This window comes from uncultured Microbacterium sp., from assembly GCF_964244775.1.
Taxonomy (GTDB): Bacteria; Actinomycetota; Actinomycetes; order Actinomycetales; family Microbacteriaceae; genus Microbacterium.
Genome location: NZ_CAXTJR010000008.1, coordinates 31,531 through 45,397, shown reverse-complemented (window position 1 = coordinate 45,397; position 13,867 = coordinate 31,531). Strand labels below are relative to the sequence as shown.

Sequence of the window (13,867 nt, the reverse complement as noted above, 5' to 3'; positions counted from 1 at the left end):
AAAGAGAGACCATGCGTCACATGAAACGAGCAGCAGCCGTGGCGGTGATCGCGTCCGTCGCACTGACGATGGCCGCGTGCTCCACGAGCGGCGGCACCAGCGGCGGCAGCGACGCCGCTGCGTGCGCGCCGTCCGAGGGCGATGTCACCCTCACGTTCACATCCTGGATCCCGGGCATCGAAGATGCGGTCGCGATCTGGAACAAGGCCAACCCCAGCATCCAGGTCCAGGTGCAGACCGGTCCCTCCGGCAACGCCGGCACCTACCAGAACTTCTTCAACCAACTGCAGGCCGGCAACGCGCCCGACCTCGGCCAGATCGAGTACGACGCGATCCCGAACTTCCGGGTGCAGGACGGGCTCGAGAACCTGGCCGCGTGCGAGGACGTCGTCGCCGCGAAGGACCAGTTCGTGGACTGGACCTGGGGTCAGGTGACCCTCGGGACCGATGACGAGGTTTACGGCGTTCCGCAGGACTCCGGTCCGATGGCACTCTTTTACCGCTCCGACCTGTTCCAGCAGGCCGGCATCGCCGTGCCGACCACGTGGGCCGAGTACCGCGATGCGGCCGTGAAGATCCGCGCTCTCGGCGGCTACATCACGAACTTCTCGCAGACCGATATCAACCAGTTCGCGGGCTTCGTCTGGCAGGGCGGCGGAGAGTGGTTCGGCAACGACGGCGACGCGTGGAAGGTCGACCTGACCGGCGACACCTCGACGCAGGTCGCCGACTACTGGCAGGACCTCATCTCCAACGACCTGGTCTCGACCTACCCGGCATGGACGGATGAGTGGAACAACGCCTACAACTCCGGCAAGGTCTGGTCGTGGAACTCCGCGGTCTGGGGCGCGAACTCCATCTCCAGCGGTGCACCCGACACGTCCGGGAAGTGGTCGGTCGCGCAGAGCCCGCAGTGGAAGGCAGGAGGCGCCGCCGCAGGAAACTGGGGCGGATCGTCGATCGCCGTCTTCAAGGGCACGAAGCACCTTTACGAGGCGGCGAAGTTCGCCCTCTGGCTCAACACCTCGGAGGAATCGCTCACTTCGCTGAACGCCACCGCGGCCATCTACCCCGCAACCAAGGCCGGACTGGAGCTGCCGGTCCTGCAGAAGGGCGTTCCGTTCTACGGCGACCAGAAGATCTACGAGGTCTTCGCGAAGGCGGCCGGTGAGGTCAACCCCAACTTCATCTGGGGCCCGACGATGACCCAGACCTACTCCGACGTGTCGGACGGGTTCAAGGCCGCCGTCGCCGGCAGCGGCACACTCGCCGATGCCCTCGCCGAAGGCCAGGACAAGACGATCGCCGCTCTCGAGGCGCAGTCCATCCCGGTTGCGAAGTAGTCTGCGACGGTGATCCATCACCTCCGTGCCGCGGGTGTCAGCCTTCTGGTCGACGCCCGCGGCACGGGCATGCCCACCGTCCTGCACTGGGGCCGCGACCTCGGTGCGCTGACGGGCGAACAGGCAGAGGCCGTTGCCGCAGCATCCGTCCCCGCCGTCGCCCCGTCGTCGATCGACTCGCCCTTCGGGCTGGGACTGGTGCCCACCTGGGGTGATGGCTGGACGGGTCGCCCCGCTCTGCAGGTCTCAAGGGACCCCGCCGGAGCCGACGGTCCTGTCGCCGCGGCGCGCGCGCGCACACCGCGACTCGCTCTGCACGCTGATGCCGCCTCCATCGCCCCCGGCAGCGAAGGCGGCGGTTCCCTGACGTTCGAGTTGATCGACGAGGATGCGGCGATCGGCGTCCGCGTGCCGCTCGTCCTCTCGCGTGAGGGCGTGCTCACGCTGCGCCTCGAAGTGGTCAACCTCGGGGAGGGCCCGCTCGTCGTCGCGCGGGCAGCGCCCGTGCTCCCCATCCCCGCTCGGGCGAGCGAACTGCTCGATTTCAGCGGCGTCTGGGGACGCGAGCGCCGACCGGTCCGACGACCGCTGGCGCACGGCATCCACGCCCGCGAAGGCCGGCACGGTCGCGGCGGGCACGACAGTGCATTCCTGCTCGCGGCGGGCACCCCCCACTTCGGGTTCCGCACCGGCGAGGTCTGGGCGGTCCACTCGGCGTGGAGCGGCGACACTGAACTGTGGGCCGAATCCTCGCCGCTCAGCACCTCGGTGCTCGGGGCGGGTGAGCTGCCCGCCCCCGGAGAGATCGTGCTGGGGCCGGGAGAGCGGTACACCGGGCCGTGGTCCGTCGCCGTGTACTCCGCCGCGGGACTCGACGGCATCTCCGATCGTGTGCACCCGTGGGTGCGATCCTGGTCGACCATCTCGCGACCGCGCCCTGTGACGCTGAACACCTGGGAAGCGGTGTACTTCGATCAGTCCCTCGAACGGCTCGAGCCGCTCGTGACGGCGGCATCCCGTGTCGGGGTGGAGCGGTTCGTCCTCGACGACGGCTGGTTCACAGGGCGACGAGACGACCGACGAGCGCTCGGTGATTGGTCGGTCGACACCGAGGTGTGGCCGGACGGCCTGCATCCCCTCGTCGAGCGCGTCCGCGCGGGCGGAATGGAGTTCGGCCTGTGGGTCGAGCCGGAGATGATCAGCGCAGATTCGGCACTGGCCCGCGCGCATCCGGAGTGGGTCCTCGGCAGGGCGAATGCCCACGAGTGGCGGTTCCAGCGAGTCCTCGATCTGACCGATCCCGCGGCGGCCGACCACGTGTTCCTCCGGCTCAGCGCCCTGCTCACGGAGTACCCGATCGCCTACCTGAAGTGGGATCACAACCGCGATCTGCTCGAGGGCACTTCGCACCGCCAGACGCACGCGGTCTACGCCATCATCGATCGGCTGCGAGCCGAGCATCCCGATGTCGAGATCGAATCGTGCGCGTCGGGCGGCGCCCGCATAGATCTCGGGATGCTCCGCCGGGTCGATCGCGTCTGGCCGAGCGACACCAACGACCCGCTCGAGCGCCAGTCGATCCTGCTCTACACCTCACTGCTCATTCCACCGGAGTACCTCGGCGCGCACCTCGGAGATGCGCGGGCGCACGTCACCGGACGCTCGGCCGACCTCTCCTTCCGCATGGCGACCGCGTTCTTCGGCAGCGCGGGCATCGAGTCCGATCTGACCGACCTCGACGAGCCCCAGCTGGATGCGATCGCCGAATGGATCGCGCAGTACCGGCGGCTGAGGCCGCTGCTGCACGGCGGGCGAGTCGTGCGCGCAGACGCCGCCGACCCGGCACAGCTGGTGCACGGCGTCGTGGCCCCGGACCGCTCGCATGCTGTCTTCTCTGTGACGATGCTCACCTCTCCCGCATCGGCGACCCCGCCCCCCGCCCGCCTACCGGGGCTGGATCCCGACGGGCTCTACACGGTTACTCCCCTCCTCATGGGTGGAAAGCCCACAACTGTCGAGGACGCCCCCCCGCCGTGGTTCGCCGCTGGTCGTATCGAACTGAGCGGAAGGGTGCTTGCAGAGCTCGGACTGCTTCTGCCACTTCTGGCGCCACAGCAGGCGCTCGTCGTGGAGGTCACCGCGGTGGAGCCTGCGCACGAGTCGCCGCCGCCCCATGCCTCGTCCGCGGCGATTCCCTGACGCGGCGGACTCGCACTCCCACCCCGCTCGCGGACGGACGACGAGCGTGGGCCGCAGGGGCAGCGGCCCATTACTGTGGGTGCCATGAGCGGCATCCCGCGGGAGCGACGGCCCGGCGTGCGCGACGTCGCACAGTTGGCCGGGGTGTCGACTCAGACTGTCTCGCGCGTTCTCAACGACTATCCCGGCATCCGCGACGACACCCGTCGCCGCGTGCTGGAGGCCGTCACGGCTCTGGATTATCGGGTCAACAACACGGCGAGAGCGCTAGGGACACGTTCTACTCGGACCCTCGGTCTCATCGCCTCCAACGCGACGCTGTATGGACCGTCGATCGCGATCGAAGCAGTGGATGCCGCAGCCCGGTCCGCGGGGCGATGGGTGGCCACCGCCTACGCCGACGCCGCCGACCCGGATTCGGTGGATGCCGCTGCCCGGCATCTCTCGGCGCAGGGCGTTGATGGGATCGTCGTGCTCGCCGCTCACGTCCGGACGCTGATCGGCGCGACGTCCGGGGCACCGGGCGTGAGGGTCGGCGTTCTCCACGACGGGGTCGGCGCGCAGCGGCAGGCAGAGGGCGCTGCCCTCGCGGTGGAGCACCTCATCGCTCTCGGCCACCGGCGGATCGCGTATGTCGCGGGCCCCGCGGATTGGCTGGAAGCGGCATCGCGGGAGGCGGGGGTGCGTCGTGCGCTGGCGAACTCGGAGTATCGATGGATGGGGGATTGGAGTGCTGCGTCGGGCGCCATCCTGGCACCACGGATCGCGGCCGCCATCCGCGAACCCGACGGCCCGACGGCGATCGCCGTCGCCAACGACCAGATGGCACTGGGGCTGTCTGCGGCCCTGCGCGAACTCGAGACGATTTCTCCGAGGGACGTGAGCATCACCGGGTTCGACGACAACCCCGACGCCGGGTTCTACAGTCCCGCACTCACGACCGTGCGCCTGGACATCGCGGGTGAGGCGAGGCGGGTGGTGGCGGAGATCCTGGGCCAGGGCGCGGATGCGATGGCGCCCGCGCCCGCGCAACTCATCGTCCGCGCCTCCACCGGTCCGCCGAGATCGCCGGCCTCCGCATAGAGCGGCGTCGTGGTCCTGGACTTCGTCTAGGTGTTACCGGTAACATCTTGATGTTCAGATGAGATCTCGGAGGTTCGGATGGAGGACGTCGACGCGGCGATTCTCGGCGTTCGTGAGGATGTCGCGCGCCTCCACGCTGAACTCGTTCGCTACAACCTGGTCGTGTGGACCGGCGGAAATGTGTCCGGTCGTGTTCCGGGAGCGAATCTGTATGTGATCAAGCCCTCAGGTGTGTCGTACGACGACCTCGCCCCCTCCGACATGATCCTGTGCGACCTCGATGGTCGCGTCGTCGCGGGCTCGGCAGGCAGCGATCGGAGTCCGTCCAGCGACAACGCCGCGCACGCATACGTCTATCGGAATATGCCTGAGGTGGGTGGTATCGTCCACACCCACTCGACCTACGCCGTGGCATGGGCGGCGCGTGGCGAGGAGATCCCCTGCGTCATCACCGCGATGGCGGACGAGTTCGGCGGACCCGTGCCGGTGGGTCCGTTCGCCATCATCGGCGACGACTCGATTGGGCGGGGCATCGTCGAGACCCTGTCGGGTCATCGCTCACGCGCCGTGCTGATGCGCAATCACGGCCCATTCACCGTCGGCGTCACGCCCAGGGATGCCGTCAAGGCTGCCGTCATGGTGGAAGACGTGGCCCGTACGGTTCATCTCGCACGCGAGGGAGGCCCGCTCATCCCCATTCCGCAGCGGGAGATCGACGTCCTGTTCTCCCGCTACCAGAACGTGTACGGGCAGGCGGGGGACGATCGCCGATGAGCACGTCGGGGCCATCACGCGAGCACGAAGCGATTCGCGCGGGGCGCACGGCGCTCGGAATCGAGTTGGGATCTACGCGCGTCAAGGTCTGTCTGATCTCCGACGACGATCAGGCGACCGTCTTGGCGGAGGGCGGCCACGACTGGGAGAACCGGTTCATCGACCGCAGGTGGACCTACTCGTTGGATGATGTGTGGTCGGCGGTGCAGGGCGGCTATGCGGAGATGGTCGCTGACGTGGTCCGGCGCCACGGAGTGGCCCCTGAGACGTTCGGGGCGATCGGGGTCTCGGCCATGATGCATGGCTATCTCGCTCTCGACGAGAATGACGAGCTTCTGGTGCCGTTCCGCACGTGGCGCAACACCACCACGGGCCCAGCGGCAGCCGAATTGTCTGAAGCGTTCGGCGTGAACATCCCTTTGCGCTGGTCGATCGCGCACTTGTACCAGGCCGTGCTCGACGACGAGCCGCACGTGCCGAACGTGCGGCATATGACGACGCTGGCCGGCTACGTCCACTGGCAGCTCACGGGCCGTCGGGTGCTGGGCATCGGCGACGCATCGGGTATGTTCCCGATCGACATCGAGACGAGAGACTACGACGCGACATTGTTGCAGCGGTTCGATCGGCTCGTGGGCGACCGTGCTCCCGGGTTCACGGCGGCGCACCTTCTACCCGAGGTGCTCGTCGCCGGCAGCGCCGCGGGAACTCTGACGGCAAGTGGTGCAGCGCTGCTCGATCGATCGGGGGCGTTGCGTCCCGGCATCCCGATGTGTCCGCCCGAGGGGGATGCCGGAACCGGAATGGTCGCGACGAATTCGGTCGCGCCCCGCACGGGAAATGTCAGTGCCGGCACGAGCATCTTCGCGATGGTGGTGCTCGAGCATCCTCTGTTGCGCACGCATCCCGAACTCGACCTCGTGACGACCCCCGCGGGGCACCTCGTGGCGATGGTGCACTGCAACAACGGCGCGAGCGAATTGGCCGCGTGGGTGAGCCTCTTCACCCGGTTCGCGCGTGCGGCCGGGGCACCGATCGATGACGACGCGGCATTCGACACGCTCTTTCGTGAGGCTCTCGACGGCGAAGCGGACGCGGGAGGGTTGCTGGCGTTCAACTATTTGGCGGGGGAGCCCCTCGTCGGTCTCGACGAGGGTCGGCCGCTTTTCGTGCGCACTCCGGAAAGCAGATTCACGCTGCCCAACTTCATGCGCGCCCAGCTGTACGCCGTGTTCGGCACCCTCGCGCTCGGCATGCGAGTACTCGCCGGTGAAGAGGTGCGCCTCGACCGGATGTTCGCCCACGGAGGGATGTTCCGCACTCGCGGGGTCGCCCAGCGACTGCTCGCCGGAGCGCTCGACGTTCCCGTCGCGGTCGGCAAGGCGGCATCCGAGGGCGGGGCATGGGGAGCGGCGGTGCTCGCTTCGTATCTGTCGGCGACGACCGTGACCGATCTCGACACCTACTTGCGCGAGCGCGTGTTCGCCAGTGCCGACATAGCCGTGGTCGCCCCCGACCCTGAAGACGTCGCCGGCTTCGCCGCCTACCTGGATACCTACCGCGCCGGGCTGGCAGTCGAGGCCGCCGCGGTGACCGCGATCTGACACCACCGAACGAGGACGACATGAGACGCACTCCCCTGAGCACGACCCTCGAAGACTACGAGGTGTGGTTCGTCACGGGCAGTCAGGATCTGTACGGCGACGAGACGCTTCGCCAAGTCGCCGAACAATCTCAGCGAGTGGTCGAGGGGCTCGCAGGGCTCCCGGTCCGCGTGGTCTGGAAGCCTGTGCTGAAAGACCCGGCCAGCATCCGTCGCCTGGCTCTCGAGGCGAACGGCCACGACCACGTCATCGGGCTGATCGCGTGGATGCACACCTTCAGCCCCGCGAAAATGTGGATCGCGGGCCTGGATGCTCTGCAGAAACCGCTGCTGCACCTGCATACCCAGGCGAACCTGGAACTGCCGTGGGCGGAGATCGACTTCGACTTCATGAACCTCAATCAGGCCGCGCACGGAGATCGGGAGTTCGGTTACATCCAGACGCGTCTGGGGGTCGCGCGCAAGACCGTCGTCGGCCACGTGTCCAACCCCGCCGTGCTGCAGCAGGTCGAGAACTGGCAGCGCGCGGCGGCTGGCTGGGCGGCTTCCCGGTCTCTGAAGCTCGCGCGGTTCGGTGACAACATGCGCTACGTCGCGGTCACCGAGGGTGATAAGACCGAGGCAGAGCTGCGCTTCGGAGTTCAGGTCAACACGTGGGGCGTCAATGACCTCGCCGATGCGGTGTCAGCGGCAGCCACATCGGACGTCGACCAGCTGATCACCGAATACGTGGAGCTCTACGACGTGGCCGCCGAACTGCTGCCCGGCGGCGATCGACACCGGTCGCTGCGGGATGCGGCCGGGATCGAAGTCGGGCTTCGGTCATTTCTGGAAGACGGTGGTTTCGGCGCATTCACCACGTCCTTCGAAGACCTCGGCGCCCTCACCCAGCTGCCCGGTCTCGCCGTGCAGCGCCTCATGGCCGAGGGCTACGGCTTCGGCGCCGAAGGGGATTGGAAGACCGCCCTGCTCGTGCGCATCGCGAGCGCCATGGGGTCGGGGCTGCCCGGCGGAGCAAGCCTCATGGAGGACTACACGTACGACCTCGTGCCGGGCGACGAGCGCATCCTCGGTGCGCACATGCTCGAGGTGTCACCGTCGCTGACGACCGCGAAGCCGCGCCTCGAGGTTCACCCGCTCGGCATCGGCGGCAAAGACGATCCGGCTCGGCTCGTCTTCACCGCCGACCCCGGCCCCGCTCTCGTGGTGGCGATGACCGACATGCGCGATCGTTTCCGACTCGTCGCCAACGTCGTGGAAAACGTCGAAGCCCCCGACCTTCCCAAACTTCCGGTCGGTCGCGCCATCTGGAAGCCGCAGCCCGACTTCGCCACCAGCGCCGCGTGCTGGCTCACGGCGGGTGCCGCCCACCACACGGTGATGACCACCGCCGTCGGCCTCGACGTCTTCCGGGACTTCGCCGAGATCGCGCAGACCGAACTGGTCACCATCGACGCCGCGACCACCCTGAGGCAGTTCCGGCAGGAACTGCGCTGGAACCAGGCCTACTACCGACTCGCGCAGGGCCTCTGACCGCGCGGGCAGGTCAGGGCAGCAGCGGAGTGCTCCCGCGCAGCAGCACGCTCAGTGCAAGGGGGCTCGCTGCGGCATCCCACTCCTCGTCCACGGCAGCGCGAAGGGCGCTGTACCCGACCTGATCGAGAGGGACGCTGACGGTTGTCAGCGCGGGGGTCACATCGCGTCCCGCGGGGATGTCGTCGAAACCGCAGACCGCGATGTCGCTGCCCACGTCCCGCCCTGCGTCTCGCACCGCCGACATCGCTCCGATCGCGACGAGGTCGCTGATCGCGAAGACCAGCGTGCCCGGCTGGATGCCGTCGGTGAGCGCTTGCGTCATCAGCGAGGCTCCGGACTCGCGCGTGAATCCGCCGCGATAGACCTTGAGCACCACGCCGCCGGCGTCGGCGAAGCCTTCGGCGAACCCGGCGGAGCGATCGTCCGAGGTCAGTATTCCCTCGCCGGCGGCAAGCACGATCGCCCGCCGGTACCCGTAGGTTCCGAGTGCGCGACCCAGGTCGCGTGCGCCTCGGGCGTTGTCGATCAGCACCGAGCGCAGGCGATCGGCCCCGCGGCCGAGGGCTACGGTTCGAGCTCCCGCGGCTGCCAATGCGTCGACATCTGTCCGGATCGAGGGATGCATCGACTCGGAGGTCCGAGACGCGGCGAGAATGAGCCCTCGTGGCTGCTGGCCGCGCAAGGCGCGGACGAGCCGCGCTTCCCGCTCCGGATCGCGTTCGGTGACCGCGATCGTCATCACCAGCCCAGCCTCGTCGGCACCGCGAGCCACGCCTGCGGCGATCTGCGCGAAGTACGGGTCGGCGATGTCGGCGACCAAGAGCGCGATGATCTCCGACGTGCCGCGTGCGGTTGCTTGGGCAGAGAGATTGGCGGTGTACCCGAGTTCGGCGGCGGCCGCTTCGACTCGCTCACGGTAGGACTCTGCAACGTTGCGTGTCGACCCGTTCAGCACGCGGGATGCCGTCGCGAGTGAGACCCCCGCGGCGCGAGCGACATCGTGAAGGGTCGGCGCTGAGGTCCGTGCCCTGCCGCTCGCGATGCCGCTCACGGGGTGGAACCCGGTTTCGCGGGGAGGTGCGGAGAGATCGTCGATCCGAATGTCTCCGCAGTGCGCCGCACGACGTTCGCGGGCGCGTCTGCCCAGATCCGCTCGTTGAAGATCTCGACCTCGATGTCGCCCCGGTAACCGGCGTCCGACACTGCGCGGGTGAGCGAGGCGAAGTCGATGACGCCGTCGCCAGGATAGTGACGGGCCAGCAGCACGTCCGCAGGCAGCGGGGTGCGCCAATCGCAGACCTGATAGGTGGCGATCCGGCCGTCGCGTCCGGCACGGGCGATCTGATTCAGCACATCAGGGTCCCACCAGATGTGGAACGTGTCGACGGCGACACCAACGGCGGCCGGATCGAAATCCGCCGCGATATCGAGCGCTTGACCGAGCGTGGAGACGACAGCGCGGTCCGACGCGTACATCGGATGCAGCGGCTCGATCGCAAGCGTGACACCTGCCGCGGCGGCATCCGGGACCAGTTCGCCGATCGCATCCCGCACGCGCTCGCGCGCCCCGATCAGGTCGCGTGATCCGTCTGGAAGGCCCCCGGCGACCAGCACGAGGACGGCGGTCGACCCCTCGGCTGCCGCGGCGGCGAGAGTCGCAGCCTCTTCGATCGCGAGACGGTTGTCGTCGATCGCGGCCCGTCGGGCAAGCCCCTCCGGCAGGGTGAAGAAACCCCCGCGGCAGTGGGTCGTGAAGCGCAAGCCCGAGTCGGCGAGCAACGTGGCGGCCGTCGCGAGGCCGACCTCTTGCACCGGCTCCCGCCAGAGGCCGATCGCCTCGACACCGGCCTCGACCGTCACTCGAAGGGCCGCCGCGAGGTCGGCGTGCTTGATCGTCGCCTGGTTGATCGACAGGCGAGAGTCGGGGGCGGTCATGCGTCGACTCCGTTCAGGCGCAGCATCCCATGCCATCGGTGCGCGGCGAGCTCGGGCTGCTCGAGCGCGTTCGCGGCGTTGGCAAGCTCGACGATCCGCGACAGGTGCGGGAGGCTGCGTGCCGAGTGCAGGCCACCGACCATCTGGAACGCCGTTTGATGCCCGTTGAGCCAGGACAGGAACGCAACGCCCGTCTTGTAGTAGAACGTCGGCGCAGCGAACACATGGCGGCTCAGCACCTCGGTCGGGCCGAGCAGTGCGACATAGCGCTCGGGGTCGCCCGCGTCGAGGGCCTGGATCGCCGCGGAGGCGACCGGGGTGATCGCGGCGAACGCACCCAGCAGCGCATCCGAGTGGCCGTCGCCGTCTCCGATGGAGTCACCGCCGATCAGACTCACGTAGTTGAAGTCGTCGCCGGTGTACATGCGAACGCCGGCGGGAAGACGCTCACGCACGGACACCTCGGCGGCAGCATCCAGCAAGCTCATCTTGACGCCGGCGATCTTGTCGGCATGCTCGCCGATGATCTCGAGAAGCACGCCGGATGCTGCTTCCCAATCGGTGGAGCCGAAATAGCCGGCCAGCGACGGATCGAATGCCGTGCCGAGCCAGTGCAGCACGACCGGTGTCGTCGCCGTCGCCAGCACCTCGCGATAAACGCGGCGGTAGTCCTCGGCGGATTCTGCGGCGCGAGCGAGGTGGCGCGATGCCATGAGCACAGGCCCGGCACCCTGGTCCTCGGTGAAGTGCAGCTGCTCCTTATAGGCATCGACGATCGAGTCCAGGCCGATGTGATCCTGATCGATGTGGTCGGTGTTGACACCGACCACCACCGACCCGCCCTCTTCGCGCGCGACCTCGGCACTGCGGGCGATGAGCTCGCGCGTGGCGGCGGCATCCAGCCCCATGTTGCGCTGGGCGGTGTCCATCGCGTCAGCGACCCCGAGCCCCCACGAGTAGACCGAGCGGCGGAACGCGAGCGTCGCATCCCAATCGATCTCGGCGGGTTGTCCGGGAGTGTTGTCCGCCCAGACCCTCGGAACGACGTGCGCTGCCGCATACGCCTGCCGGCTGCGCAACGGAGCGCTCGGCTTGGTGAGCGATGGCGCGTCGGCCAGCTCGGATGTCGATGTGGCGCCGTCAGCGGTCACCAGGGTCAGCGCGGTCACGGTGTCACTCCAACGTCAGGGTGCGGATCTCGACCTTGCGCCCGCTACGGCTGGACTCGAGTCCGGCTTCGGCCAACAGCACACCGCGGGCGCCGGAGAGCAGGTCGAACTCGTACGGGGTGCCCTCGACGTAGGAGATCAGGAATTCCTCCCACTGCTGCTTGAATCCGTTCTGGAAGACGTCGTTCACGGGCAGCTCAGCCCAGTCGGCGTCGTAGTCGTGGTCGTCCGCGAGATCGGGGTTCCACACCGGCTTGGGAGTTGCATTGCGGTGCTGGATCTTCGCGCCGAACAGCCCCACCACGGCCGAGCCGTGGGTTCCGTCGACATGGAATTCGACGAGTTCGTCGCGGTTGACCCGGACGGTCCAGCTCGAATTTATCTGCGCGACGATGTCGCCCTCGAGCTCGAAGATTCCGTAGGCCGCGTCTTCGGCGGTGGCCGCGTACGGTTCGCCAGTCTCGTCCCAGCGGGTGGGGATGTGCGTAGAGGCCTGCGCGTAGACGGTCCTCACCTTGCCGAACAGGTTCTCGAGCACGTAGTTCCAATGCGGGAACATGTCGACGATGATCCCGCCACCGTCCTCGGTCCGGTAGTTCCAACTCGGCCGCTGGGCCGGCTGCCAATCGCCCTCGAAGACCCAATAGCCGAACTCGCCCCGCACCGAGAGGATGCGGCCGAAGAAGCCGGAGTCGATGAGGCGCTTGAGCTTCTGCAGTCCCGGGAGGTAGAGCTTGTCGTGAACCACACCCGTTTTGACCCCCGCCTCTGCGGCGAGCTCAGCCAGCTCCAAAGCCTCGGCCGCCGTCTCTGCGGTGGGCTTCTCGGTATAGATCGTCTTGCCGGCCGCGATGGCCCTGCGGAGCGCGGATGCCCTGGCCTTCGTCACCAGGAAGTCGGCGTAGATCTCCCACCGCGGGTCGGCCAGAGCAGCATCCAGATCACTCGTGTATTCCTCGATGCCGTGCAGGGCTGCGAGCTCGGCGAGCTTGGCCTCGTTGCGGCCTACCAGGATCGGCTTGACCGTGACGCGCGAACCGTCTGGCAGCACGACGCCGCCCTGCGCACGTATCGCGAGGATCGAGCGGACCAGATGCTGGCGGTACCCCATCCGCCCCGATACGCCATTCATGATGATGCCGATCTCCCGTGTCACCGGGGTGCTCGGCTCAGGAACGAGCCTGGTTGCTGCGGGACCGTCGACGTGCGTCATGAACTGTATCCTTTGACTTGGTAAACGCTTTCCGACCACTCTTGCACGACTCGGGTGCGTCCGCCAAATTTGATTCGTGGCGAACGTCTCGCGGCGGCGGTGAGATGCGGGTGGCTGCCGAGAACGTCGAATCATCCGCTCAATCAGCGTCTAGATCACAATTCGAGGTCTTCGTGTCCCGCTTGACAGTGAAACATCCGATGTATCGGATCGTGCTCGATCACCGGGTCAAGCCGCCAGCAGGCGGTTACTCGGATCGGTGATGGCCCCGGCCGCTCCACCTGGTCAGACGCTTCAGCAGTTCGCGATGGCCCGCCGATTCATACGAGCGCTCGTCATGGCCGAGCAGACTGCAGGAGACCCGAGACCTACCATGGCGCCGAGTCCACGCCGTCGGGAAGGCCCTGTCATCGTGGCGGTGCTCGGCGACGACCTGGCTTTCTCCCAGCGACTGCAAGAAGCAGTACCGCTCGTCGCTCACTTCGAAGTCGGCCATCCCCTCGGTCGCTTCGTGCTCGAGCACGCGAATGCGGGTTTCACCGAAGGGCGGGTGCATCGATACCGTAGGTACCCACACCGCCCCGATGGCGGGCGCCCACGCCGCATAATCGCGCAGAGAAGACACCGCGCTGTGCAGTGAGACGATACCGATCCCGCGCGCAAGAGCGGCGTCCAGACCGGCGACCGACTCCGGCGGCACGGGCGCGGGATGTGAGTCGTGTCGCCACGGGTCTCCCGCGTTCACGACGAGCACATCGATGCCCTCCAGCCTCTGCAGAGCGTCGTCGACGTCCGTGTTCACGGACACCTCCGCGCCATCATCGGAGAGGATCGAGGCGACGAGCTCAGAAGTCGCTTCGAACGGGTGCCAGGGATCGGCATAGCGGCCCGATCCTGTCGCGACGACGATTCGCAAATCAGCCCTCTCCCCATCCGGCACGCGGCGCCGCTGTGCCGGCGCGTGGCGCACCGTAGTGAGCTCGGGCACCATGCGCTCCATGTTAGCCAGATC

General features: G+C 67.8%; 11 protein-coding genes. 6 read left to right on the top strand and 5 right to left on the bottom strand.

Annotated elements, in window-relative coordinates:
- Positions 1-11 precede the first annotated feature (11 nt).
- From ACFE6Z_RS12965 to araA, 6 genes are all read left to right on the top strand, one after another.
- On the top strand, positions 12-1,343 hold the full coding sequence (locus ACFE6Z_RS12965) for an ABC transporter substrate-binding protein (protein WP_375386106.1): 1,332 nt from the start codon (positions 12-14) through the stop codon (positions 1,341-1,343).
- Positions 1,344-1,352: 9 nt separating this feature from the next.
- Positions 1,353-3,542 (top strand): alpha-galactosidase, encoded by a 2,190-nt coding sequence (locus tag ACFE6Z_RS12960; protein ID WP_375386105.1) that lies wholly within the window; start codon positions 1,353-1,355, stop codon positions 3,540-3,542.
- A gap of 84 nt (positions 3,543-3,626) precedes the next feature.
- The gene (locus tag ACFE6Z_RS12955) at positions 3,627-4,625 is read left to right on the top strand and encodes a LacI family DNA-binding transcriptional regulator (RefSeq protein WP_375386104.1); all 999 of its coding nucleotides are present in this window, start codon (positions 3,627-3,629) and stop codon (positions 4,623-4,625) included.
- A gap of 78 nt (positions 4,626-4,703) precedes the next feature.
- A complete protein-coding gene (locus ACFE6Z_RS12950; RefSeq protein ID WP_375386103.1) occupies positions 4,704-5,399 on the top strand; it encodes an L-ribulose-5-phosphate 4-epimerase in 696 nt (231 codons plus the stop codon).
- The gene (locus ACFE6Z_RS12945) at positions 5,396-7,003 is read left to right on the top strand and encodes a xylulokinase (RefSeq protein ID WP_375386102.1); all 1,608 of its coding nucleotides are present in this window, start codon (positions 5,396-5,398) and stop codon (positions 7,001-7,003) included. The genes ACFE6Z_RS12950 and ACFE6Z_RS12945 overlap by 4 nt, the downstream gene beginning before the upstream one ends.
- 20 nt (positions 7,004-7,023) lie before the next feature.
- Positions 7,024-8,535: an L-arabinose isomerase gene (araA, locus tag ACFE6Z_RS12940; protein WP_375386101.1), complete on the top strand. Its 1,512-nt coding sequence runs from the start codon at positions 7,024-7,026 to the stop codon at positions 8,533-8,535.
- A 13-nt stretch (positions 8,536-8,548) separates the two neighbouring features.
- Here the strand turns inward: araA and ACFE6Z_RS12935 are convergent, their stop codons facing one another.
- From ACFE6Z_RS12935 to ACFE6Z_RS12915, 5 genes are all read right to left on the bottom strand, one after another.
- Entirely contained in the window at positions 8,549-9,589 is a 1,041-nt protein-coding gene (locus ACFE6Z_RS12935) for a LacI family DNA-binding transcriptional regulator (RefSeq protein ID WP_375386100.1), read from the bottom strand.
- Complete coding sequence (locus ACFE6Z_RS12930; protein ID WP_375386099.1) at positions 9,586-10,473, bottom strand: sugar phosphate isomerase/epimerase family protein; 888 nt, start codon at positions 10,471-10,473, stop codon at positions 9,586-9,588. Before ACFE6Z_RS12930 ends, ACFE6Z_RS12935 begins: the two co-directional genes overlap by 4 nt.
- Complete coding sequence (locus tag ACFE6Z_RS12925) at positions 10,470-11,642, bottom strand: dihydrodipicolinate synthase family protein (protein ID WP_375386098.1); 1,173 nt, start codon at positions 11,640-11,642, stop codon at positions 10,470-10,472. The genes ACFE6Z_RS12930 and ACFE6Z_RS12925 overlap by 4 nt, the downstream gene beginning before the upstream one ends.
- A 4-nt stretch (positions 11,643-11,646) precedes the next feature.
- The gene (locus tag ACFE6Z_RS12920) at positions 11,647-12,855 is read right to left on the bottom strand and encodes a Gfo/Idh/MocA family protein (RefSeq protein WP_375386097.1); all 1,209 of its coding nucleotides are present in this window, start codon (positions 12,853-12,855) and stop codon (positions 11,647-11,649) included.
- Between the two features lie 247 nt (positions 12,856-13,102).
- Positions 13,103-13,843 carry a ThuA domain-containing protein gene (locus ACFE6Z_RS12915; RefSeq protein ID WP_375386096.1) on the bottom strand — a complete coding sequence of 247 codons (741 nt, stop codon included), beginning with the start codon at positions 13,841-13,843 and terminating at the stop codon, positions 13,103-13,105.
- Positions 13,844-13,867 lie beyond the last annotated feature (24 nt).